The organism is Bosea sp. PAMC 26642, from assembly GCF_001562255.1.
Classification (GTDB): domain Bacteria; phylum Pseudomonadota; class Alphaproteobacteria; order Rhizobiales; family Beijerinckiaceae; genus Allobosea.
The window spans coordinates 2,101,703-2,123,852 of record NZ_CP014301.1 but is presented as its reverse complement, the minus strand read 5'-3'; the positions used below and the strand labels follow the sequence as shown (position 1 = coordinate 2,123,852).

Sequence of the window (22,150 nt, the reverse complement as noted above, 5' to 3'; positions counted from 1 at the left end):
GCGCCATGAAGCTGCGCATCGGCACCTTCAACGTCGAGAACCTGCTGACGCGCCACCGTTTTGGACCCGACGGCGGGCGTACCGACACGTCGGCGGCCATGTCGCTGTTCCATTTTCCCCGGCCCGACGAGCGCGACGCGGTCGAACGCTCGCTGGCGGTCGCGCTGGAGGACGACAAGCGCCAGATGACGGCTCTCGCCATGGCCGAGGCCAGGGCCGATCTCTGGATGCTGCAGGAGGTCGATTCGCTGGCCAGCCTGCAGGCGTTCTTCGCCAATTACGTCCACCGCCTCGCCGACCATCGCTACGGGCATTTCTCGCTGATCGACGGCAACGACCGGCGCGATATCGATATCGGCTTCGCGGCAAGGCGCGATCTCGTCGCGCCGGCGGCGGTCACGGTGCGCTCTCACAAGGACGCGACCTTCGCGCAGATGGGCGCGCACGACGCGGATCTGGCGCGGCTCGGCATCGGCCCGCACGACAAGGTCTTTGCGCGCGACTGCCTGATGATCGAGCTCGATTTCGGCGACCGGACGCTGACCCTGTTCGGCTGCCACCTCAAATCGATGAACAATGGCCGCGAGGACGGCCGGCAGGTGACGCTGCCGGTACGTCGCGCCGAGGCACGTGCGGTGAAGCGCATCGTCCAGGACCGGTTCGGCCCGGGCTGGCGCGAGGCGAACTGGATCGTGCTCGGCGATCTCAACGCCTACCGCATCGGAATCGGCCCCCTGGGCGAGACGACCGACGAGGGCGAGAGCGGGATCGAGCCGCTGCTCGACGATTTCGCCGTCGATCCGATGACGCGATTGCCGGCGCATGAGCGCTGGACGCATTTCCGGCGTTTCTGGTCGGAAGAGCGGCAGCAGCTGGTCGAGACGCATATGCCGCTCGACCATATCCTGCTGTCCCCGGCGCTGGCGGCGGCCAATCCCGCCGCCGTGCCGCAGATGATCCGCCGCGGACTGCCCTATCGCGTCCCGCTCGACCCGCAAGCGTCCGATCGTTCTATAGCGACGCTGGCGACCAGCTCCGATCGCTATCCACGGGTGGGCTGGGACCGGCCGAAGGCCTCCGACCACTGTCCGCTGATCATCGATCTCGCGATCCCACAAGGTATCCGACCATGAAACGCCGCTTCGTCACGCTCGACGTCTTCACCGCCAGGGCCAATGCCGGCAATCCGCTGGCCGTGGTGCTCGACTCTGAGGGGCTCGATACGGCGGCCATGCAGACGATCGCACGCGAGTTCAACCTGTCGGAGACCGTCTTCGTCTCAGGCCCGACCGATCCCGCCAACCGCGCGGCGGTGCGGATCTTCACGCCCGGGCGCGAACTGCCTTTTGCCGGCCATCCCACTGTCGGCACGGCGGTTCTGCTGGCGCTGCGCGACACGGCCGAGGGCCGGGTCGTGGAGAAGCTGACGCTCGAGGAGCAGGTCGGCCTCGTATCATGCACCGTGGCGGTGTCGGGCGAGCGCGCCGGTCACGCTAGCTTCGTTCTTCCGAAACTGCCCGAAGAGATTGAGCAGGCGGGGGCCCTGGCGCTGCTGGCGGGAGCGCTCGGGCTCGACAAGCGCGAGATCGGCTTCGACGATCATGAGCCCAGCGTCTTCTCGGCCGGTGTCGGCTTCACCCTGGTGCCGGTCGCGAGCCTCGAAGCCCTGGGCAGCCTGCGGCTCGACACCAGTCTGTGGTCGCAGGTGATGAAGCCCGCCGATCACCCCAATGCCTTCGTCTATTGCCGCCAGACGAGCGAGAGCAGCCATCAGTTTCGCGCCCGCATGTTCGCGCCTGCCATGGGCGTCGCGGAGGACCCGGCTACGGGCTCTGCCGTCGCGGCCTTCGCCGGCGCGATCATGCGCTTCGAGCAGCCCGGCGACGGCGAACACCGCTTCGTCGTCGAACAGGGCTACGAAATGGGCCGCCCTTCGCAGATCACGCTCGATCTGACGGTGGGGCGCGGTGCTCTGCTCTCGGCACGAATCGGCGGGTCGGCGGTGATGATCAGCGAGGGCGTGCTTTTGTGAGCACGCCGATCGAGAACGGGCGCATCATTCCGCTGACGCGCATCGAGGCGCGGGTCGAGCCCTATGACTGGGCCTTCGCGCGCGAGCGGACGGCCGAGATCGACGCGCATTGGGCGCGGATCAGCGCCGCCAAGCCCGCCATGTTCAACGGGCGTGTCATGCTGCAGAACCGCGCCACGATTCGCGACGGCGTGTTCGAGGCCGGCTATTTCGAGGCCGACTATGCCGCCTTCATGACCTGGCGCGATGCCGGCCTGCCGGGGCCGCTGATCCGCAACGGTTTTGCGATGGGAGCGCTGCGCACCATAGAGGGCGCCTTTCTGTGCGGGCGCATGGGACAGCACACCGCCAATGCCGGGAAAGTCTATTTCGCCGCCGGCACGCCCGATCGCGACGATGTCCGCCCCGACGGCACGCTCGACCTCGCCGGCAGCGTCACGCGCGAATTATGGGAAGAGACCGGGTTGAGCCTCGACGAGATCACGGTCGGAGAGGGCTGGGATGCGGTCGTCGCGCCCGGCCGCATCGCCTTCATGCGGCCGGTCCTGCTGCCGCTGCCGGCGGCGGAGGCGCGTGAGATGATCCTGTCGCGGATCGCGCGGATGGAGGAACAGGAGCTCGACGACATCGTCATCCTGCGCAGCGCCGCCGATTGTGATCGCCACGACATGGCCCCCTTCATGAAACCCTATCTGGCGCATATCTTCGCACGCGACTGATCCTGCCGCGCGATACCCTGCTCTCCACCTTTCGAAAGTTGTCCGACGATGACCGCAGCCGATGCCTTGAGCCTGCCCGCCGGGAATCCCTTCGCTGAGGCGTGGCAGACGCCCTTCGGATTGCCGCCCTTCCAGGCGATCAAGCCCGAGCATATCCAGCCCGCCTTCGAGGCCGCGCTGGAGCGGCACAAGCAGGAGATCGCTGCGATCGTGGCCGATCCCGCAGCGCCTGATTTCGCCAACACGATCGAGGCGCTGGAGCGGGCGGGCCGGGCGCTCTCGCGCGTCGGCGGCGTCTTCTACAACCTGGCGGGGGCCGACACGAACGAGGCACTGCAGGCGATCGAGCGGACGCTGTCTCCGGTGACCTCGCGGCACTGGTCGGCGATCATGATGGATGCGGGGCTGTTTGCCCGGGTGGATGCCGTCTTCGCCAAGCGCGAGACGCTTGGCTTCGATGCCGAGCAGGCGCGGCTGCTGGAGCGGACGCATCGCGGCTTCATCCGCTCGGGCGCCCAGCTCGGGCCGGAAGACAAGGCTAGGCTGGCCGCGATCAGTGAACGGCTGGCGGAGCTCGGTACGCAGTTCGGCCAGAACGTGCTCAAGGACGAATCCTCCTACGCGCTGGTGATCGAGGACGAGGCCGGGCTTGCCGGGCTGCCGGCGTTCCTCGTCGCGGCGATGGCGCGCGCCGCCGGCGACCGTGGCCATGAGGGCAAACATGCGGTGACGCTGTCGCGCTCCATCATCGAGCCGTTCCTGACGTTCTCGACGCGTCGCGATCTCCGCGAGGAAGCCTTCGTCGCCTGGACCAAGCGCGGCGAGAATGGCGGGGAGACGGATAATCGCGCCATCGTCGCCGAGATGGTGACGCTGCGCGCCGAGAAGGCGAGGCTGCTCGGCTTTGCGACCTTCGCGCATTTCAAGCTGGACGACTCGATGGCGAAGACGCCGGAGAACGTCCGCGACCTGCTCGAACTGGTCTGGAAGCCGGCCAAGGCCCGTGCTGTCCAGGAGGCAGCGAACCTTGCCGCGCTCGCACAGAGCGAAGGGGAAAACGCCGCGATCCGGCCCTGGGATTGGCGTCACTATGCGGAGAAAGTCCGCCAGCAGACTTTCGCGCTCGATGAGGCGGTGCTGAAGCCCTATCTCCAGCTCGACCGCATCATTACGGCTGCCTTCGATGTGGCAGGCAAGCTGTTTGGCCTCGCCTTCGAGGAAAGGCGCGATCTCGTGGGCTACCACCCGGATGTCCGCATCTGGGAGGTCAAGGAGGCCGCGAGCGGCCGGCATATCGGGCTCTTCCTCGGCGACTATTTCGCCCGCGCCTCGAAGCGCTCGGGCGCCTGGATGAGCGCCTATCGCAGCCAGCGCAATTTCGACGGCGAGGTCCGGCCGATCATCGTCAATGTCTGCAATTTCGCCAAGCCTTCGGAAGGCAAGCCGGCGCTGCTCTCGATCGACGATGCGCGCACGCTGTTCCACGAGTTCGGCCATGCCCTGCACGGGTTGCTCTCGGATGTGCGCTATGGCTCGCTCGCCGGTACGTCGGTGTCGCGCGATTTCGTCGAACTGCCTTCGCAGCTTTACGAGCACTGGTTCCTGACGAAGGAGGTGATGCAGAGCTATTGCCTCCATGCCGAGACAGGCGAGCCGATCCCGGAGGCGCTGATCGAGAAGATCAAGCGGGCGCAGACGTTCAACCAGGGATTCTCGACCGTGGAGTACACCTCCTCGGCACTGGTCGACCTTGCCTTCCATTCCCTTGAGAATCCGGGGGAGATCGATCCGCTGGCCTTCGAGGCGGCGGAATTGGCGCGGCTCGGGATGCCGGCCGAGATCACGATGCGGCACCGTACCCCGCATTTCGCCCATGTCTTCTCGGGCGACGGCTATTCGGCCGGCTATTACAGCTATCTGTGGTCGGAGGTGATGGATGCCGACGCCTTCAACGCCTTCCTGGAGTCAGGCGACATCTTCGCGCCCGAGCTGGCGGCGAAGCTCAAGCGCTACATCTATTCGGCCGGCGACACGCGCGACGCGGCCGAGGCCTATACGCTGTTCCGGGGCCGGCTGCCGACACCGGATGCGCTGCTGGAGAAGCGGGGGCTGGCGGCGTGAGAACCCTTCTCCCCTCGGGGGAGAAGGGAAGGCCCGCCCGTTACCCCGGATAGCCGAACTTTGCCTTCGTCGCCCTGATCTGGCCGATGGCGCCGCCGTCGTTGCCGGCCGCGCAGGTCGAGCGCGCGGTCGCGATCTCGCCGCTGACGCGAGCATGGACGCTCTTGGTGGTGTGGCCGCTGGCGAGGTCGTTGTCCATCACCGCCTGGAAGCGCTCGACCTCGCCGCCGCAGCCGGAACCCGACGGCAGGCGGAAGGTGCTCGGGGTGACGCCTGGCACGGTGTAGTCCTGCGGTGCGGGAGCCGGCGGCGCGACGGAGGCGCTCTGGCAAGCCGACAGGGCGAAAGCGGCGATGATCATGACGAGGGGCGTGCGCATCGCGGGCTCCGGAGGTTTCCTGATCGCGACAATGGCTGATTCCCTGCCGGGATGAAACGCCGCGCCATTTGGGTGATCGCGAGCCGCCGGCCCGGTCGGGTCATGGGCTCTCAGTCGATATGGGCTGGAATGCTCAGCGAGCCGAGGGCCAGCACGGCGCTGACACCGGCCGAAAGCCAAATCGCGAGGCTGCCGACGGCATCATAGGCGACTGCGCCGGCAACCGAACCGAGCGCGAGGCCAAACCAGATCGTGAAGTTCCTGAGCCAGGCCAGTTTCGGGCCGCCGGTCAGCGCGTTGGCAATCTGCTGGCCCATCTTGACGAGCGTGCCGGTCATGTAAGTGACGCCGATCGTGACCTCGCCATTGCGCTGGAAGACCGAATTCGCGGCCGCCATTGCCAGGACCAGCGCCCCGGTGCTGACGGCCAGATTGCCGAGATTGTCGAAGAGGGCGGCGGTGGCCAGGCAGATCGTCACCCAGCCGAGCACGGCGGCGCGGCGCCAGTGGCCGGCGGCCTTGGCGATGAGCGCGCCGATGACGACGCCGACCACGAAGGTGGCGAGCAGACCGCCGGAGATCGCGATCCCCATCAGGTTGCCGCGCGCGATCTCGATGCCGAAGCGCGTCGAATTGCCGGTCATGAACGAGACGAAGAAGCCGCCGAGGCTGATGAAGCCGATCGCGTCGATATAGCCTGCCAGCGCGGACAAGGCCGAGGCTAGACCGATGGTTCTGCGCACATAGACGGTCATCGACGTCTCCAAGGCTCCACCATCGCCTTGCCGCGTCGTGGCCGCCGCTGCAAGAGGCGCCTTGCGCCGGCCCCCCGCAATCAGCTATGCAAGATTCAGTCGAAGAGGAACGCCCGTGGCCAGCTTTGCCACCCATGCCCCGATTGAGAGCCGCGCCAATGCGCGGGCCAACGGCATGCGCGCTTCCTCCGGTCTTGGTCTGCTTCTTCTCCTTAGCCGCCCCTGAGGGCCGGCCGGGCATCTATGCCTGGGCGCTCAGGGGAGTGACGAGAACCGCCTTCAGACAATCCGGCGCCAGCCTCACATCACGGCGCGGCGCGATCTTTCCAGGATGACGACCATGACCGACGCCACCCAGAACGGCTCCAGCACCGACGTATCTCGCAAGGACCGCGTGCTGATCTTCGACACCACCCTGCGCGACGGCGAGCAATCGCCTGGCGCCACCATGACCTTCGAGGAGAAGCTCGAGATCGCCGATTTCCTCGACGCGATGGGCGTCGATATCATCGAAGCCGGTTTCCCGATCGCGTCGGACGGCGATTTCGAGGCGGTCTCGGCGATCGCCGCCCGCGTCAAGCGCGCGACCGTGGCGGGGCTGGCCCGGGCCGGGCAGAAGGACATCGACCGGGCCGGTGAGGCGGTGAAGGGCGCGGTCAAGCCGCGCATCCACACTTTCCTGTCCACCTCGCCGGTGCATATGAAATACAAGCTGCAGAAATCGCCCGAAGAGGTGCTGGAGCTGGTGCGCTCCTCGGTGACGCGGGCGCGCAACTGGGTCGACGACGTCGAGTGGTCGGCCGAGGACGGCACCCGCACCGAAATGGATTTCCTGTGCGCTTGCGTCGAGACCGCGATCAAGGCCGGCGCGACGACGATCAACATCCCCGACACGGTCGGCTACACCACGCCCGACGAGTACCGGGCGCTGTTCCGGACGGTGCGCGAGCGCGTGCCCAATTCCGACAAGGCGATCTTCTCGGTGCACTGCCACAACGATCTCGGCATGGCGGTCGCCAACACCTTGGCCGGTCTGGAGGGCGGGGCGCGCCAGATCGAATGCACCATCAACGGCATCGGCGAGCGCGCCGGCAATGCGGCGCTGGAAGAGATCGTGATGGCGATCCGCACCCGTTCCGACGTGCTGCCATACGAGACCGGGATCGAGGCCGCGATGCTCAACCGCGCCTCGAAGCTGGTCGCGACCGCGACCTCCTTCCCGGTGCAGTACAACAAGGCGATCGTAGGCCGGAACGCCTTCGCGCATGAGAGCGGCATCCATCAGGACGGGATGCTGAAGCACACCCAGACCTACGAGATCATGACGCCGGAATCGGTCGGCGTCTCCAAGACCTCGCTGGTGATGGGCAAGCATTCGGGCCGCGCCGCCTTCCGCTCCAAGCTGAAGGAGATGGGCTACGATCTCGGCGACAACCAGTTGGAAGACGCCTTTACCCGCTTCAAGACGCTGACCGACCGCAAGAAGCACGTCTATGACGAGGATATCGAGGCGCTGGTCGATGAGAACATCGCCTCGGCCCATGATCTGGTGAAGCTGGTCTCGCTGACAGTGATCGCCGGTACGCGGGGCCCTCAGCGGGCGACGCTGAAGCTCGATGTCGAGGGCCGGATCGTGACCGAGGAGGCCGAGGGCAACGGCCCGGTCGATGCGGTGTTCAATGCGATCAAGGCGATCATGCCGCATGAGGCGACACTCGAGCTCTATCAGGTCCATGCCGTGACCGAGGGCACCGACGCGCAGGCCGAGGTCACTGTGCGGCTGTCGCAGGACGGCTCCTCCGTCACCGGCCGCGGCGCCGACCCTGATACGCTGGTCTCCTCGGCCAAGGCGTATCTGGTGGCGCTGAACAAGCTCGTCGCCAAGGGCGGAAGGCTGCATTCCCAGGCGGCCGCGGAATAGGCTGCACGAAATCGACCGTGTCCCAACCTCGGTTCGGGACACGGTCTTTGCCGCACTGCACTTTTATGACGCCCGCAGGGTGGACAGGGCAGGGGGGGTTTGCTACATGGCCGGCCTGCCTGACGCGTCTTCGTCGCGAAAGTGCTTACGCTTCGTGGCGTATGGGTGATTAGCTCAGTTGGTAGAGCAGCTGACTCTTAATCAGCGGGTCGTAGGTTCGAGCCCTACATCACCCACCACGGAATTTCTTCCCGAACATTGGCCGGCGTGATGCGTTTCTTCTTCGCAGAGGAGAGCGCCAATCATGATGTCGAGGCCTGTCAACGAAGCCGCCGATCCGGGCGGAACTCCCGCCATGCCAAGTCCGCCGCCCGAGTTGCCGCCGCTGACGCCCAGCGAGGTGCCGCCGGCGCCACCGGTCGAGGTTCCGCCGGACGCGGAGCCGCAGGGCATCCCCACCGAGCCGCCGCCGGAATTGCCTCCCAACGCACCGCCCGAGGGGCCACCGGCATCGCCGATCGACCTGCCGCCGGGACGCGATCCTCGACAGCCGCAGGAGTAGGCTCTCAGAGCGGGGGCGTATCGCCCTCGCCGATATCCCAGTAGAGCCCCGCCATCAGCGTCAGGCCCTCGCGGGCGATGGCGACCGGCAGATGCTCGTCGGGGGCGTGCTGCGAGCAGCCGGGATAGGAGTGCGGCACCCAGATCGTGCGCAAGCCAAGAAGTTCCGCGAAGATGTCGTTGGGCAGCGAACCGCCGAGATTGGGCAGCAGCGCCGGCTTCTTGTTCGTGCTGCGCGCGATCGAATCGAGCGTGAAGGAGACCCACGGATCTTCCGGATCGAGTCGCGTCGCGCCGAAGCGCTCGGTGCCGGGCATGATGATCTCGACCATCTCGAACCCGTAGCGGTCGAGATGACGGCGCAGCGCGGGCACGACATCGGTCGGATCGATGCCGACGACGAAGCGCAGCGCACAGCGCGCCCAGGCGCTCGGGGGCACGGCGTTGACCGGGGTCTCGGGAACGCCGGACTTCATGGCCAGCACGTCGAACGAACACCAGCCGAAGACCTGTTCGGCCGGCGACAGGCCGGGCTCCCCCCAGTCCGGGTCGATGGTGGGGCCGTCGGGGCCGCCGTCGATGATGCAATCGGCGACCGCCTCGCGCACGGCGCGCGGCAGTTCCGTTGGCACCCATTCGGATATCTTGATCTGCCCCGTCGGTGAGGTGATGCTGGCGATGGCATGGGCGAGCTGGATCGCGGGGTCGGAGAGGATGCCGCCCCAGTTGCCGGAATGATGGCCGCCTTCGCGCGCGACGATCGAAAGGTCGAAGGTGATGACGCCGCGTGCACCGAGGAAGACGGTCGGGCGCTCGGCATTGAGGCGTGGGCCGTCCGAGGCGATCAGCACGTCGGAGCGGAACAGCTCAGCCTGTTCGGCGCAGAGTTCGCGCAGGCCGGGCGAGCCTGATTCCTCGCCCATCTCGATCAGGTATTTGGCGTTGAAGCCGAGCTTTCCACGCGATTCAAGAACCGCGCGCAAGGCGTTGATGTTGATGACGTGCTGGCCCTTGTTGTCGACGACGCCGCGGCCATACCAGCGGTCGCCGCGCTCGGTCAGCGTCCAGGGCGAAAGGCCCTCGCTCCACTGTGCATCGAGGCCGCGGATCACGTCGCCATGGCCATAGCCGAAGATCGTCGGAAGCGATTTATCCTCGATGCGCTGCGCGAAGAGGAACGGGCCCCTGGCGATGGAATGATGCAGGATGCGGCATTCGAAGCCGAGGCTTTCGAACAGGGGCCGCATCTCGGTTTCGAGATATTGCGTGAGGACGGGCGCGCGATCGGGGTTCTGGCTCTCGGTCGGCATGGCGATGAGGCGGGCGAGGTCGCTCTTGAACGCCCCTGAGTCAAAATAGTCTTGCGCATGAGCGATGGCCTGGGCGCGGGTCATGGGTGGTCTCCGTAGGGGGCGGCTGGCGATCCAGCGGAATCGAGCTTGTCGGCGCAGAGTGCCCAAGCCAGGCTTTTCCTGCCATAGCCAAATGCGGATGGCGCACGGCGCCCGGGCGCAGGTCTTCAAGGGGCGATGGTGGCGGAGAGAGACGACGACCAGGCGGGAATGCGCTTCACTCCGCATCCGCACCAGCTTGTCGCCAGCGACGCGATCCTTACCGCGCGGGCCGGCGGCGCGCCGGGCTTCCTGCTGGGCGACCTGACAGGGCTCGGCAAGACGCTCTCGGCCTGGCTCGCGCTCTCGGCGATGCCGGAGGACGAGATTCTGGTGATCTGCCCCAAAGGTGCGATCCCGCAATGGCGGCGGACGATGGCGCTGTCGGGACTCCCGGCCAAGCGCGTGACGCTGATGAATTTCGAGAAGACAAAATCGCTGCTGGCGCCGCCTGCCGACAGCAAGAGGCGCTCGGTGCGAGCCAAGAACAACGAGCTCGCCAAGCATGGCGCGCCCAAGCGAACCTGGCCGCTGGTGGTGATCGACGAGGCGCACCGCATCCGCAATCCGAACTCGCAGCAGGGGCTGGTCTGCCGGCAGATGGCGGCTGCCGCCCAATTCACGATCTATATGAGCGCGACCGCCGGTCAGTCGCCGCACGAACTCTCCTATCTCGGGCCGCTGCTGGCGCGGGCGGCGGGGATGCCGAGCGCCGATCTCGACGGGTTCCGGGTGCTGATGAAGCAGCTCAGGATCGGCCGGGCGAAAGGGCGCTGGAAGAACTGGAGCTGGGAGCCCAACGAGGCCGACCGGGTGCGGATGGCCGGTCTGCTCTATCGCGGCGAGAAGGCAATCGGCCTGCGCCGGCGGCCGGAGGAGATCGCCGGCTGGCCGGAGGTGCAGCGCGAGCTTGCGCCGGTGGCGCTCGATGCCGCGGCGCGCAAGCTCTACGACGCGACCTGGCGGGAGTTCCGGAAGGAGCTGGGGCTAGCCGGCGGTTCGACGCGCAAGCCGCAGAGCTGGGCCGCCGATCTGCGCTTCCGCCAGAAGGCAAGCCTGCTGCGCATCCCCGGCACGGTGGATTTCTGCGACGACCTGCTCGGAAACGACGAGCAGGTCGCGGTCTCGGTCGCGTTTCTGGAAACCAGCGCGATGCTGGCGGAGGCCTTGCGCGGGCGCGGCTGGCGAGTCGGGGAGATCAATGGCGAGCGCTCGGGCGCGGTCAACGAGGAGACGCGGGTCTCCTTCCAGACCGGCGGACTCGATGCGGTGATCTTCACCGTGACGGAATCGATTTCCCTGCATCGCGGCGAGATGCCCGGCGGCGAGCGCGAGCGCTCGCTAGTGATCCACGACATGCGCCATTCGGCGATCCAGCTGCAGCAGATCGAGGGCCGCTGCCATCGCGACGGCCAGCACGCGACGATCTTCTACGCCTATGCGGAAGAGACGGTCGAGGAGATGGTCGCCGCGACCGTGATCGCGCGCATGGCCACCATGGAGGGGCTGGCCGGGGACGATACGCGGATGCTGGAGGCGATCGCCGGCATCGTCGAGGCGCGTGCGGCGGCCTGACGGTCAGCGCGGCGGGCCGAGATGGGCCAGGCGGTGCCGGACCGCATCGTCATCCAGCAAGGCGCCGGCCTCGCCGTCGAGGCGGTGGCGCCAGTTCGGCTTTTCGGTGGTGGTGCCGGGCACATTGGGCTGGGTCTCGATGGCGAGCGCGTCCTCGATCGAGAGCAGTTTCAGCGTGCAGGGGGTCCTGGCGATGTAGCGGATCGCGGCGTCGACCACGGGGGCGGGGTCGGACGGAGCCGGACGCTCGCCCTCGACGAGCCCGGCGTTCTGGAAGGAACCCCAGAGCAGGCCGCGATCCCAGGCGCGGGCGCCTTCGGGGTCGGTGCCATCGTCGCTGGGTTCGAGATCGGCGCCGGCCCACCAGCCGGCGGTCGGGATCAGGTCGTGCGTCGTGGTCAGCGCAGCGGCAGCCGGGTCCCAGTGCTCGGGTGGGATGTAGCCATCGTCCGTCTTTTCAAAGCGCAGCACGCGCAGGCCGGCGACGCCCTGCCCGCGCAGATAGTCGCGAAAACCGTCGGGCAGAGTGCCCAGATCCTCGCCAATGACGATCGCCTTGTGGCGCCAGGATTCAAGCGCGATCAGCCGGAACAGCGTCTCGGACGGGAAGGTGACATAGGCGCCGTCTAGTGCGCTCGCGCCTTCGGGCACGAGCCAGAGCCGACTCATGCCCATGACGTGGTCGATGCGGATGCCGCCGACATAGCGCAGGCTGGCGCGCAGGGTCTCGATGAAGGGCGCGAAGCCCGAAGCCGCGAGGCCGCGCGGGGAGAAGGTGGTCAGGCCCCAGCTCTGGCCCTCGGCGGAGTAGTAGTCGGGTGGTGCGCCGACGCTCAGGCCGCCCAGCACCTCGTGTTGACGGCTCCAGGCATGGCTGCCCGAGCCGTCCATGCCGATGGCGAGGTCGGCGATCAGCCCGACCTTCATGCCGGCCTCGTGGCAGGCACGTTGGGCCTCGCCATAGGAGCGGCCGGTCAGCCATTGCAGGAAGATCTGGTAGGCGACCTCGTCGGCATGTCCGACGGCGAAGGCCGCGACCTCCGGGCTGTCTGGATCGCGGTAGGGCGCCTGCCAGTTGCGCCAGCTCCAGGCGTTCGGATCGTCGCGCAGTTGCGCCGCGTGCAGCGCCTCGAAGACGGCGTGGGCCTTCAGCAGCGGCGAGGCGTCGGCCAGCGCGCGCTCGAACTCGGCATGGGCCGGCTCGGCGGCGGCGGCAGGATCGCGCAACGCGGCGAACAGGCCGCGCAGCAGGGTCTGGCGCAGCGGCGTCGCCGCAAGCCAGTCGACCTGGGGCAGGGCCGAAAGGGCGGCCATCCGCTCGGCCAGACCTGCCTTCGTTATGACGGCCTGCAGCATCGCTTCGGGCAAGGCGGCATTGGGATCGGCGTGGAGCGGGTTGAAGAACAGCCGGGTCGAGGGGGAGTAGGGACTGAAATGGCCGGGCTCGGCGCCATAGAGCGCGTGGACCGGACTGATGGCGAGCGCGTCGGCGCCGCGCGCAGCGGCTTTGCGGCCGAGTTCGGCGACGCCGGCGAAATTGCCGATGCCGCCATCGTCGCGGCTGCGCAGGGAATAGATCTGCGCCGCCAGCCCCCAGCCGGGCGATCCGGCGTTGAGATCGGCGAAGGTGATGCAGCGCCCGGGGGCTGTCGCGACGGTGAAATCGCCATCGGCGGTCCGGACGACGTGGTAACCGGGCTCGTCGAAAGCCGGCAGCGTCAGCGCGCCGTCGTAGCCGTCTGCGGATGTGACGACGCGCTGCGCGCCACTTTCCAGCGTGATCTCGACTCTAGTGCCGCCGGCTGCGCTCATCGGCAGGCTGACCGGCTGGCCGATTCGGGCGGTGGTGAAGCGCGAGGTCGCCGTGGCATTGACGCCGCTTTCCAGCATGGAGAGCGAGTTGCGAAGGGCGGAATCGCCGTCGGCCGGCAGGCCGAGCGCCGCCAGGATCGCGCGCAGGCTGTCGGGGGCGACGTCGCGCACATCCCCGGCCTGGTCGGTCCATTGCGGGGCGATGCCGGCCTTGGCCGCGAGCTGGCGCAGCATTTCGTCGCTCATTCAGGACTCCGCGCGTGGCGTCTGGTGTAGGAAACGGATCGGAACAGGGCCGTCATTCCGGTCGAGCGAGGTCTTTGCTTCGCTGCGACCGAATGACCGCGGATACTGAAAACAGGATGCAAAATCTCAGCCTGACGCAGCATCGTGCTCAAGAATGAGCAGCCCCAGCGGCGGCAGGGTCAGCGACAGGCTCTGTACCTGGCCATGGGCTGCCACGGCGTCGCTATGCCGCTCACCGCCATTGCCAAGGCCGGCGCCGCCGTAGATCCCGGCGTCGCTGTTCAGGCGCTCGCGCCAGAGACCAGGTTTCACCACGCCGATGCGATAATCGTGTCGCGGCACCGGCGTCATGTTGGCGATAACGAGGATGTCGGGCGTGCCATCGCCGCCCGAGCGGCTGAAGGCGAAGACTGCATTTTCGCTGTCGTCGGCGACGATCCAGGCGAAGCCGTCGGGCGTGTGGTCGAGCCGGTGCAGCGCGGGCGTAGCGCGATAGACGGCGTTGAGGTCGCGTACCAGCCTGGACACGCCCTGCCGAAGGTCGTCATAGGGATGCGGCCAGGGGAAGGGGGCATCGACGCTCCATTCGGCCTCGGCGCCGAATTCGCAGCCCATGAAGAGCAGCTTCTTGCCCGGGTGGGCCCACATCATCGCCAGGAAGAGGCGCAGATTGGCAAAGCGCTGCCAGTCGTCGCCCGGCATACGGGAGAGCAGCGAGCCTTTGCCGTGGACGACCTCGTCATGCGAGATCGGCAGCACGAAGTTCTCCGAGAACGCGTAAATCAGGCCGAAGGTGACGTCGTCGCGGTGATATCCGCGATGAATCGGGTCGTGCGTGAAATAGCGCAGGGAGTCGTGCATCCAGCCCATGTTCCATTTGAAATGGAAGCCGAGCCCGCCATGATGGACGGGGCTGGTGACTCCGGGCCAGGCGGTCGATTCCTCCGCGATGGTCACGGCGCCCCGGGTTCGTTCGCCGACCAATGTATTGAGCTCCTGGAAGAAGCTGACGGCCTCGAGGTTCTCGCGGCCGCCATACTGGTTGGGCACCCATTCGCCCGGCTCGCGGCTGTAGTCGCGGTAGAGCATCGAGGCGACGGCATCGACGCGCAGACCGTCGAGATGGAAGGTCTCCAGCCACCACAGCGCCGAGGCGATCAGGAAGCCGCGCACCTCGCGCCGACCGACATTGTAGATCAGCGTGTTCCAGTCGCGGTGGAAGCCCTCGCGCGGATCCTCGTGTTCGTACAGCGCCGTGCCATCGAAGCGCGCCAGCCCATGCTCGTCGGAGGGGAAATGCGCCGGCACCCAGTCGAGGATGACGCCGATGCCCGCTGCGTGGCAGCGGTCGACGAAGCGGGCGAAAGCGTCCGGTTCGCCAAGCCGCGCCGTGGGCGCGAACATGCCGAGCGGCTGATAGCCCCATGAACCGCCGAAGGGATGCTCTGTGATCGGCATCAACTCGATATGGGTGAAGCCCATATGCTGGATGTAGGGGATCAGCCGGTCGGTGGCCTCGTCCCAGGAACCGAGCTGGCCCCATTCCGTGCGCAGCCAGGAGCCGACATGGAGCTCGTAGGTCGACATCGGCTCGGCCATGGGATGGGCACGGCTGCGTTTGTCGAGCCACGCCTCGTCGCTCCAGGTGAATGCCGGCCTGGCCGCGACGATGGAGGCCGTGCGGGGCGGCAGTTCGGTCCGCCGCGCCAGGGGATCTGCCTTGAACGGCAAGCGTTCACCATGGGGCGTGACGATGGCATATTTATAGCTCGCGCCGATCTCGACGCCGGGAATGAAAAGCTCCCAAACACCGGGACCAAGGCGCCTGCGCATCGGATGGCGGCGATTGTCCCAGCCGTTGAAATCGCCGACGACCGAAACGCTGCCGGCATTGGGCGCCCAGACGGCGAAGAGCACGCCGTCGACGTCGCCAAAGCGGCAAGGATTGGCACCAAGCCGCGTCGAGAGATCGAAATGGCGACCTTCGGCGAAGAGATAGATATCTTCATCGGGGAGCAGCAGGCCGAAGCTGTAGGGGTCTGCCGCCTCCATGATGCCACCCGGCCAGGCCACGCGCAGACGATAGGGAATGTCATCGGGCGCATGAGCCTCGAACAGGCCGCCGCCATGGCCGACCATGGCCGTCGTCCGCCGGCTTTCGCCCTCGCCGGTCACGAGTTCGACATAGGCCGAGCCCGGAATGAAAGCGCGCACGATCATCTGCTCGCCGACGGCGTGCCGGCCGAGAACCGCGAAGGGATCGGGATGGCGGCCTTCCTCCAGCAAAGCAAGGTCGTTCGCCGGGAGCGTGGTTGAGCGGAGCGGCAACTGGCGGTTCATCGGGCGGGCGTCCTGTTGGAATTCGACCCTGCCAAAGCGGCGGAATCACTTATGATGCAACGCAGCGAAGCCGACTTGCGTTCCGGCCGCAGGCGCGCGCTTTCACGACAAGGCGGGGCTGGAACCAAGTCCGACCCCTGCGGTTGTCCCACGGGATATTGGTCCGGGAAAGGGAGAAGAGCGATGAGCCGCGAGCAGATCGTGCGTGATACGGCCTATGCGATCTGGGAAGCCGAGGGAAAACCCGAAGGGCGCGACGCCGATCATTGGCGTCAGGCGGAAGCGCGGGTCGCCGGGAGCATCGCGCCTGCCGGCGCCAAGGCCAAGCCTCCTGCAAAGGGCAAATCGACCGAGAAACCAGTCGACGCCGCGCAGGCCAAGCCGCCGGCGAAAATGGCCGCTACCAAAGCCGGGCCGAAGACAAAGAATGGCGGGGCATAGGTTCGCGCGTAACGGGCGACCAGCGCGCGATCAGGCTGCGAGCGCCTTGGCGTAGACCGCGGCATAGCGGTGCGTCGGGCGGCTCCAGTCGAAGCGCTTGGCCATCGCGTGCTCGCGCATCTGCTTGAAGGCCCGCTTGGACTTGTAGGCTGAGAGCGCGCGCGTCACGGCGGAGGTCAGGCCAGCGCCGGTCAGCGACGAGAACAGGAAGCCCGAAAGCCCGTCCTCGATCGTATCGACGAGCCCGCCGGTACGGTAGGCGATCGGCAGGGTGCCGTAACGCTGGGCGTACATCTGGCTCAGCCCGCAAGGCTCGAAGCGCGAGGGCATCAACAGGAAATCGCTGGCGGCGAAGATGCGGCGGGCCTCCTGGTCGTCGAAGCCGATGCGGGCTGCGACCGAGGTGGGATGGCGCCTGGCGAGGCGTTCGATCTCATCCTCTAAGCGCGGCTCGCCGCGTCCGGTGACGACGAGTTGCCCGCCACTGGATACGATGGTCTCCGCGGCCTCGATCGAGAGGTCGATGCCTTTCTGATGTACCAGCCGCGAGATGATCGAGAAGAGCGGGCCGGTCGAGGGCGGCAATTCGAAGCTCTTGCGGATGTCGGCAGCGTTCTGGCGCTTCCATTGACGGATCAGCTGTGGCCCGGATTTTTCGGTCGTGACCGGCGAGGTCCAGCTATCGTCGATGCCGTTGACGATGCCCGTAAGCCGACCCTCGTCCATGCGGGTCTTGAGCAGGCCGTCGAGCCCGCAGCCATGTTCAGGGGTGGTGATCTCGTGAGCATAGGTCTCGCTGACGGTGGTGACGTGCGAGCCGTAGAAGATGCCGGTCTTGAGGAACGAGATCTTGCCGTGGAACTCGGCGCCGTTCATCGAGAAGGCGAGATCGGGAATGCCGAGCGCGCCCATCCTCGCCGGCTGATAGAGGCCTTGATAGGCCATGTTGTGGATCGTCAGGATCGACGGCGTCGTCAGCCCCTTCCAGCGCATATAGCCCGGCGCAAGCGCCGAGGGCCAGTCGTTGACATGGAGGATGTCGGGCTTCCAGTTCGGATCGGCCTCGCCGGCTGCCAGTTCCGCAGCTGCCAGCGACAGCCTTGCGAAGCGGATGTCGTTGTCACCGAAATCGCCGCCTGCGAAGGGGCCGTATGGCGAACCCTCGCGATCGTAAAGTTCGTCGCAGAGCACGACATAGATCGTGAGGCCGTCCGGGGTGGCGAACCTGCCTAGCGACCAGGGCGGCAGGTTGGCCGTGCGCGGCAACTGGCCGACGATATCCATGTTCGGCTTGGCTGCGCGGACCTGGCGGAAGCCCGGGATCAGGACGCGCACGTCACACAGGGCGCGCAATTGCCTGGGCAGGGCCGACGAGACTTCGCCGAGGCCTCCGGCCTTGATGAATTCCCCCATTTCCGAGGTGACGAACAGCAGGCGGGTGGCGGAGGGCAAAGTGGACTGAAGCTCGGGCGGGCCATCCTTGACGGCGGCGGCGTAAATCAAAGCGTGGCCCGAAGTCGCGGAGGCTGTCTCGGAGCCTGCCTGCTTCAGCGCCTTGGCCATGTTCGCAATCCCCGTTTACGCGATACCAGAACAGTGCTGAAAGATTAATGTTCCATGGTGCGATGCAAAATAAATGCCTGAATTCAAACCGTGGTGCCGGAACCGCAGGGTTGCGGGAGGCGTTGCATGGCTTCGCGACGGGCATGGTCGAAAGACGGACGTGCGGGCAAGGCAATGGCGCTTTCCCCAACCCGTCAAACCTAATCCGCATGTGGGGGATCAATCAATGTCGAAAGACACGAACGCTCAGTTTGACGTCCAGGCCGGGCAGGCGAACGAACTGGGAGCGGTCTTCGACGGCGAGGGGACGAATTTCGCCCTGTTCTCCGCGGCGGCCGAACGTGTCGAGCTATGCCTGTTCGACGAGAGTGGACAGACGGAAACCGCGCGCATCACCTTGCCGGAATACACAAACGAGATCTGGCACGGCTATCTGCCGGGTGTGATGCCCGGCCAGCGTTACGGCTATCGCGTTCATGGCCGCTTCGCGCCGGAAGAGGGACATCGCTTCAATCCCAACAAGCTGCTGCTGGATCCCTATGCCAAGGAGTTTTCAGGCGAGATCACCTGGAACGCGGCCCATTACGGCTATGATATCGGGGCCGAGACCGACAAGGATCTGAGCTTCAGCGAACTCGACAGCGCGCCCTTCACGCAAAAATGCGTCGTCTGCGATCTCGCAGCCGATCCGAATGCGCCAGCCAAGCCCGGGATCGCCTGGGACCGGACGATCTTTTACGAGACGCATGTGCGCGGCTTCACCAAGCTGCATCCGGCGGTGCCCGAGGAGATGCGCGGCACCTTCGACGGGCTCGGGGAGAAAGCGATCGTCGATTACATCAAGAGCCTCGGCGTCACCTCGGTCGAATTGCTGCCGGTCCACGCGTTTCTCGACGACCACCATCTCGAGCCCAAGGGCCTGCGCAACTACTGGGGCTACAACACGATCGGCTTCTTCTCGCCGATGCAGCGCTACGAGGGCAGGGCCGGCCTCGCTTCCTTCCGCGACATGGTGCGCAAGTTCCACGATGCCGGGATCGAGGTGATCCTCGACGTGGTCTACAATCATACCGCCGAGGGCAACGAGATGGGGCCGACGCTCTCGTTCAAGGGCATCGACAACTTCTCGTATTATCGCACGATGCCGGACGATCCGCGCTTCTACATCAACGACACCGGGACCGGGAACACGGTCAACACCAGCCATCCACGCGTCCTGCAAATGGTGCTGGATTCGCTGCGCTACTGGACGCAGGTGATGGAGGTCGACGGCTTCCGCTTCGATCTCGGGACGATTTTGGGGCGCGAGCCGCATGGCTTCGACCAGCGCGGCGGCTTCTTCGACGCGATGGGGCAGGATCCGATCCTGGGCAAGGTCAAGCTGATCGGCGAGCCCTGGGATATCGGGCCGGGCGGCTACCAGGTCGGCGGCTTCCCGCCCGGCTGGGCCGAGTGGAACGACAAGTATCGCGACACGACACGGGCCTACTGGAAGAGCGAGGAGGGCATCATCCGCGACCTCGCCGCGCGCATCACCGGCTCGGGCGACGTCTATGACCTGCGCGGGCGCAGGCCGTGGTCCAGCGTCAACTTCATCACCGCCCATGACGGCTTCACGCTGAACGACGTGGTCTCCTACAACGAGAAGCATAACGACGCGAATGGCGAGGACAACAAGGACGGCCACGGCCACAACCTGTCGTTCAATTTCGGCGTCGAGGGACCGACCGACGATGAGGGCATCATCGCCGCGCGCGAGCGCCAGAAGCGCAACCTGCTGGCGACGCTGTTGCTCTCGCACGGCACGCCGATGATCCTGGCGGGCGATGAGCTCGGCCATTCGCAGGACGGCAACAACAACGTCTATGCCCAGGACAACGAACTCGCCTGGATCAAATGGGACAAGCTGACCGATCGTGACAGGGCGCTGACCGGCTTCGTCCAGCGCGTCACGCAGCTCCGGGCCGAGCACGCCATCTTCCGCCGCGCGAGCTTCCGCGACGGCTGCGTGCTGCGCTGGGTCAACCCCGCCGGCGGAGACCAGCAGGAGGAGCATTGGGACGATGACGGCGTTCTCGCGATCGGGCTTTTGATGCACACCCCCGAGGTCGAGCAGGGCGGCGACGAGGCGCTGATCCTGTTCAACGCCTTCGATGGCGAAGTGGTGTTCAAGCTGCCGGCGCGAGTGAAGCAGGGCGCATGGTCGGTCGTGCTCGATACCGAAACCGGGCCGGGCTCGGACGAAGGCCGCAAGGGGCTCAGAGCCGAGAGCGAGCTGACGCTGACGCCGCGGTCGCTGATCGTGCTGATGTAAAGGAGCTCCGGTCGTCAGCGCGTTTCGGCGAAGACAGATACGCTGCGCGCCGGCAAGGTGGCTTCCTGTGCCGCCGCCGAGCCGAACAGGCGATGCCATGCCTTGCCGGGGAGAGCCTCCGGCAAGGCGAAGGCGGACGGCTCGTGCCGGCGGTTGACCGCGATCAAAAGGGTATCGTTCGAGTCCGCCACCAGGAGGCCGAAGGTGTCGAGCTGCTGCCAGTCGCCCTCGCCGACAGGGGCGCTATCTGCCCGCAGCCAGGTCGCGTCGGGGCGCTCGGCGTCGTCGCGCGGCTGACCGGTGAGGAAGGCGTCGCCAGGAATCAGCGGCTGGCTTTTTCGTAGCGCGGCGAGCCTCGCGACAAAGGCTGCCAGGCCTAGATCGGCGCTCTGCCAATCCAGCCAAAACCCTGCATTATCCTGGCAGTAGGCGTTGTTGTTGCCAAATTGAGTCCGGCCGAACTCGTCGCCCGCCTGCAGCATTGGGATGCCGCGCGAGAGGAAGAGCGTCGCCAGCAAGGCACGGATGTCGCGATCGCGCGCGGCCTTTACGCTAGGTTCGTCAGAGGGGCCCTCGACGCCGTTGTTCCAACTGTGGCTGTCGTTGTCGCCGTCGCGATTGCCCTCGCCGTTGGCCTCGTTGTGCTTGCCGGCATAGCTGACGAGATCGGCCAAAGTGAAGCCGTCATGGGCGCTGATGAAGTTGATGCTGGCGCCGGGTCCGCGATGGCGCTCGGCATAGAGATCGGCCGAGCCTGCCAGCCGCGTCGCCAGCGCTCCGGCCGCGCCGCCGTCGCCGCGCCAGAAGCGGCGGACGTCGTCGCGGTAGCGCCCGTTCCATTCGGCGAAGGGGGCGGGGAATTCGCCGAGGCGATAACCGCCTGGCCCGATGTCCCAGGGCTCGGCGATCAGGATCGTCCGCGACAGATCGGGATCCTGCAGGATCGCGGCGAAGAGCGGGGCGTCCTGCGAGAAGCCCGTATCCGAGCGTCCCATCACCGTGCCGAGGTCGAAGCGGAAGCCTGCGACGCCGAGGCTGCGCCAGTGTCGCAGAGCATCCATCGCCATGCGCACGACCGGCGCACGATCGAGCGCCAGCGTGTGGCCGCAGCCGGTGTCGTTGATCAGCTTGCCGGGGTCGTCCGTGGCGTGGCGGTAATAAACCGCGTTGTCGAGCCCGCGCAGGCTGATCGTGGCGCCATGCTCGTCGCTTTCGGCCGTGTGGTTGAGGACGATGTCGAGGATCACGCCGATGCCGGCCTTGCGGTAGGCGGCGCAAAGATCGCGCAGGTCGGCTTCGCCGCCGGGCGCCAGCCGCGGATCGAGCGCGAAGAAGTTCACGGGGTTGTAGCCCCAGGCGTTGCTCAGCCCGAGCGGCGGCAGATGGCGCTCGTCCATCCAGGCCGCCACGGGCATTAACTCGACATGGCTCACGCCGAGCCTGGCCAGATGCTCCAGGATCGCCGGCTGGGTGAGTGCCGCCAGCGTGCCGCGTAGCGGCTCCGGCACGGCTGGGTGGCGCATCGAGAAGGATTTGACCGCAAGCTCGTAGATGAAGAACGGAGTTGTCTCATCGCCCGTTGCAAGCCGGGTCATGGCGTCGCTTACCACGCAGCGCGGCACGAGATCGGCCGTATCGACGCCATGCTGCGCCATGCGCGGATCCCAGCGGAAGGGCCGGTCGATGCAGATCGCATAGGGGTCGATCAGCAGCTTCGTCGCGTCGAAACGGTGGCCGTGCTCGGGTTGCCAGGCGCCGTCGGCACGCAGGGCGTAGCGCAGGCTTGGCCCGGCGCCGGGCAGAAGGCCATGGTGGATATCACCGCTGCGGCAGGGCAGGGACAGGCGGGCAGTTTCGTGCTCGCCAACCTCGTCGAAAAGACAGAGATCGATCCGCGTACCATTGCGCGAGAAGACCGCGAATTCCACGCCCTCCTGCGTGACGGTCGCGCCCATCTTTGGGGGAAGAGCGCAGGCCGCG

The 22,150-nt window shown here is 66.6% G+C and carries 16 protein-coding genes and 1 tRNA gene; 10 read left to right on the top strand and 7 right to left on the bottom strand.

Annotation, left to right across the window (positions count from 1 at the left end):
• Positions 1-5: 5 nt before the first annotated feature.
• Genes AXW83_RS10015 through AXW83_RS10000 form a run of 4 tightly spaced genes read left to right on the top strand, consistent with a single transcriptional unit; the run spans position 6 to position 4,872 of the window.
• Positions 6-1,133: an endonuclease/exonuclease/phosphatase family protein gene (locus AXW83_RS10015; RefSeq protein WP_066612843.1), complete on the top strand. Its 1,128-nt coding sequence runs from the start codon at positions 6-8 to the stop codon at positions 1,131-1,133.
• Positions 1,130-2,032, top strand: coding sequence for a PhzF family phenazine biosynthesis protein (locus tag AXW83_RS10010; RefSeq protein WP_066612841.1), 903 nt, complete (start codon positions 1,130-1,132; stop codon positions 2,030-2,032). The genes AXW83_RS10015 and AXW83_RS10010 overlap by 4 nt, the downstream gene beginning before the upstream one ends.
• Positions 2,029-2,751 (top strand): hypothetical protein, encoded by a 723-nt coding sequence (locus tag AXW83_RS10005; RefSeq protein WP_066612840.1) that lies wholly within the window; start codon positions 2,029-2,031, stop codon positions 2,749-2,751. The genes AXW83_RS10010 and AXW83_RS10005 overlap by 4 nt, the downstream gene beginning before the upstream one ends.
• 48 nt (positions 2,752-2,799) lie before the next feature.
• Complete coding sequence (locus tag AXW83_RS10000; protein WP_066612837.1) at positions 2,800-4,872, top strand: M3 family metallopeptidase; 2,073 nt, start codon at positions 2,800-2,802, stop codon at positions 4,870-4,872.
• Between the two features lie 40 nt (positions 4,873-4,912).
• Here AXW83_RS10000 and AXW83_RS09995 read toward each other — a convergent pair whose 3' ends face one another.
• Entirely contained in the window at positions 4,913-5,251 is a 339-nt protein-coding gene (locus AXW83_RS09995; RefSeq protein WP_066612835.1) for a hypothetical protein, read from the bottom strand.
• 110 nt (positions 5,252-5,361) lie between these two features.
• Positions 5,362-6,006 carry a YoaK family protein gene (locus AXW83_RS09990; RefSeq protein ID WP_066612833.1) on the bottom strand — a complete coding sequence of 215 codons (645 nt, stop codon included), beginning with the start codon at positions 6,004-6,006 and terminating at the stop codon, positions 5,362-5,364.
• A 340-nt stretch (positions 6,007-6,346) separates the two neighbouring features.
• Here AXW83_RS09990 and AXW83_RS09985 point away from each other — a divergent pair, with 340 nt between their 5' ends.
• The 3 genes from AXW83_RS09985 to AXW83_RS09975 all read left to right on the top strand — a co-directional run bounded on the left by AXW83_RS09985 (position 6,347) and on the right by AXW83_RS09975 (position 8,489).
• Positions 6,347-7,927, top strand: a complete 1,581-nt coding sequence (locus AXW83_RS09985; protein ID WP_066620254.1) for a 2-isopropylmalate synthase — start codon at positions 6,347-6,349, stop codon at positions 7,925-7,927.
• Positions 7,928-8,090: 163 nt separating this feature from the next.
• A tRNA-Lys gene (locus AXW83_RS09980) sits at positions 8,091-8,166 on the top strand.
• Positions 8,167-8,231: 65 nt separating this feature from the next.
• Entirely contained in the window at positions 8,232-8,489 is a 258-nt protein-coding gene (locus tag AXW83_RS09975) for a hypothetical protein (protein ID WP_066612831.1), read from the top strand.
• Positions 8,490-8,493: 4 nt separating this feature from the next.
• Here the strand turns inward: AXW83_RS09975 and AXW83_RS09970 are convergent, their stop codons facing one another.
• Positions 8,494-9,882 (bottom strand): M20 family metallopeptidase, encoded by a 1,389-nt coding sequence (locus AXW83_RS09970; protein ID WP_066612829.1) that lies wholly within the window; start codon positions 9,880-9,882, stop codon positions 8,494-8,496.
• 168 nt (positions 9,883-10,050) lie between these two features.
• On the opposite strand from AXW83_RS09970, the gene AXW83_RS09965 reads away from it, so the two are divergent.
• The gene (locus AXW83_RS09965; RefSeq protein ID WP_066612827.1) at positions 10,051-11,454 is read left to right on the top strand and encodes an SNF2-related protein; all 1,404 of its coding nucleotides are present in this window, start codon (positions 10,051-10,053) and stop codon (positions 11,452-11,454) included.
• Positions 11,455-11,457: 3 nt separating this feature from the next.
• Here the strand turns inward: AXW83_RS09965 and malQ are convergent, their stop codons facing one another.
• Complete coding sequence (gene malQ, locus AXW83_RS09960) at positions 11,458-13,512, bottom strand: 4-alpha-glucanotransferase (RefSeq protein WP_066612825.1); 2,055 nt, start codon at positions 13,510-13,512, stop codon at positions 11,458-11,460.
• Positions 13,513-13,638: 126 nt separating this feature from the next.
• Complete coding sequence (glgB, locus tag AXW83_RS09955) at positions 13,639-15,852, bottom strand: 1,4-alpha-glucan branching protein GlgB (RefSeq protein WP_082767051.1); 2,214 nt, start codon at positions 15,850-15,852, stop codon at positions 13,639-13,641.
• A 183-nt stretch (positions 15,853-16,035) separates the two neighbouring features.
• Here glgB and AXW83_RS27500 point away from each other — a divergent pair, with 183 nt between their 5' ends.
• Positions 16,036-16,293 carry a DUF2934 domain-containing protein gene (locus AXW83_RS27500; RefSeq protein WP_066612824.1) on the top strand — a complete coding sequence of 86 codons (258 nt, stop codon included), beginning with the start codon at positions 16,036-16,038 and terminating at the stop codon, positions 16,291-16,293.
• A gap of 30 nt (positions 16,294-16,323) precedes the next feature.
• On the opposite strand, the gene glgA is transcribed toward AXW83_RS27500, so the two are convergent.
• A complete protein-coding gene (gene glgA, locus AXW83_RS09945; protein ID WP_082767049.1) occupies positions 16,324-17,856 on the bottom strand; it encodes a glycogen synthase GlgA in 1,533 nt (510 codons plus the stop codon).
• Positions 17,857-18,082: 226 nt separating this feature from the next.
• Here glgA and glgX (AXW83_RS09940) point away from each other — a divergent pair, with 226 nt between their 5' ends.
• A complete protein-coding gene (gene glgX / locus AXW83_RS09940) occupies positions 18,083-20,170 on the top strand; it encodes a glycogen debranching protein GlgX (protein WP_066612823.1) in 2,088 nt (695 codons plus the stop codon).
• 14 nt (positions 20,171-20,184) lie between these two features.
• Here glgX (AXW83_RS09940) and glgX (AXW83_RS09935) read toward each other — a convergent pair whose 3' ends face one another.
• Positions 20,185-22,125: a glycogen debranching protein GlgX gene (gene glgX / locus AXW83_RS09935; protein ID WP_066612822.1), complete on the bottom strand. Its 1,941-nt coding sequence runs from the start codon at positions 22,123-22,125 to the stop codon at positions 20,185-20,187.
• Positions 22,126-22,150 lie beyond the last annotated feature (25 nt).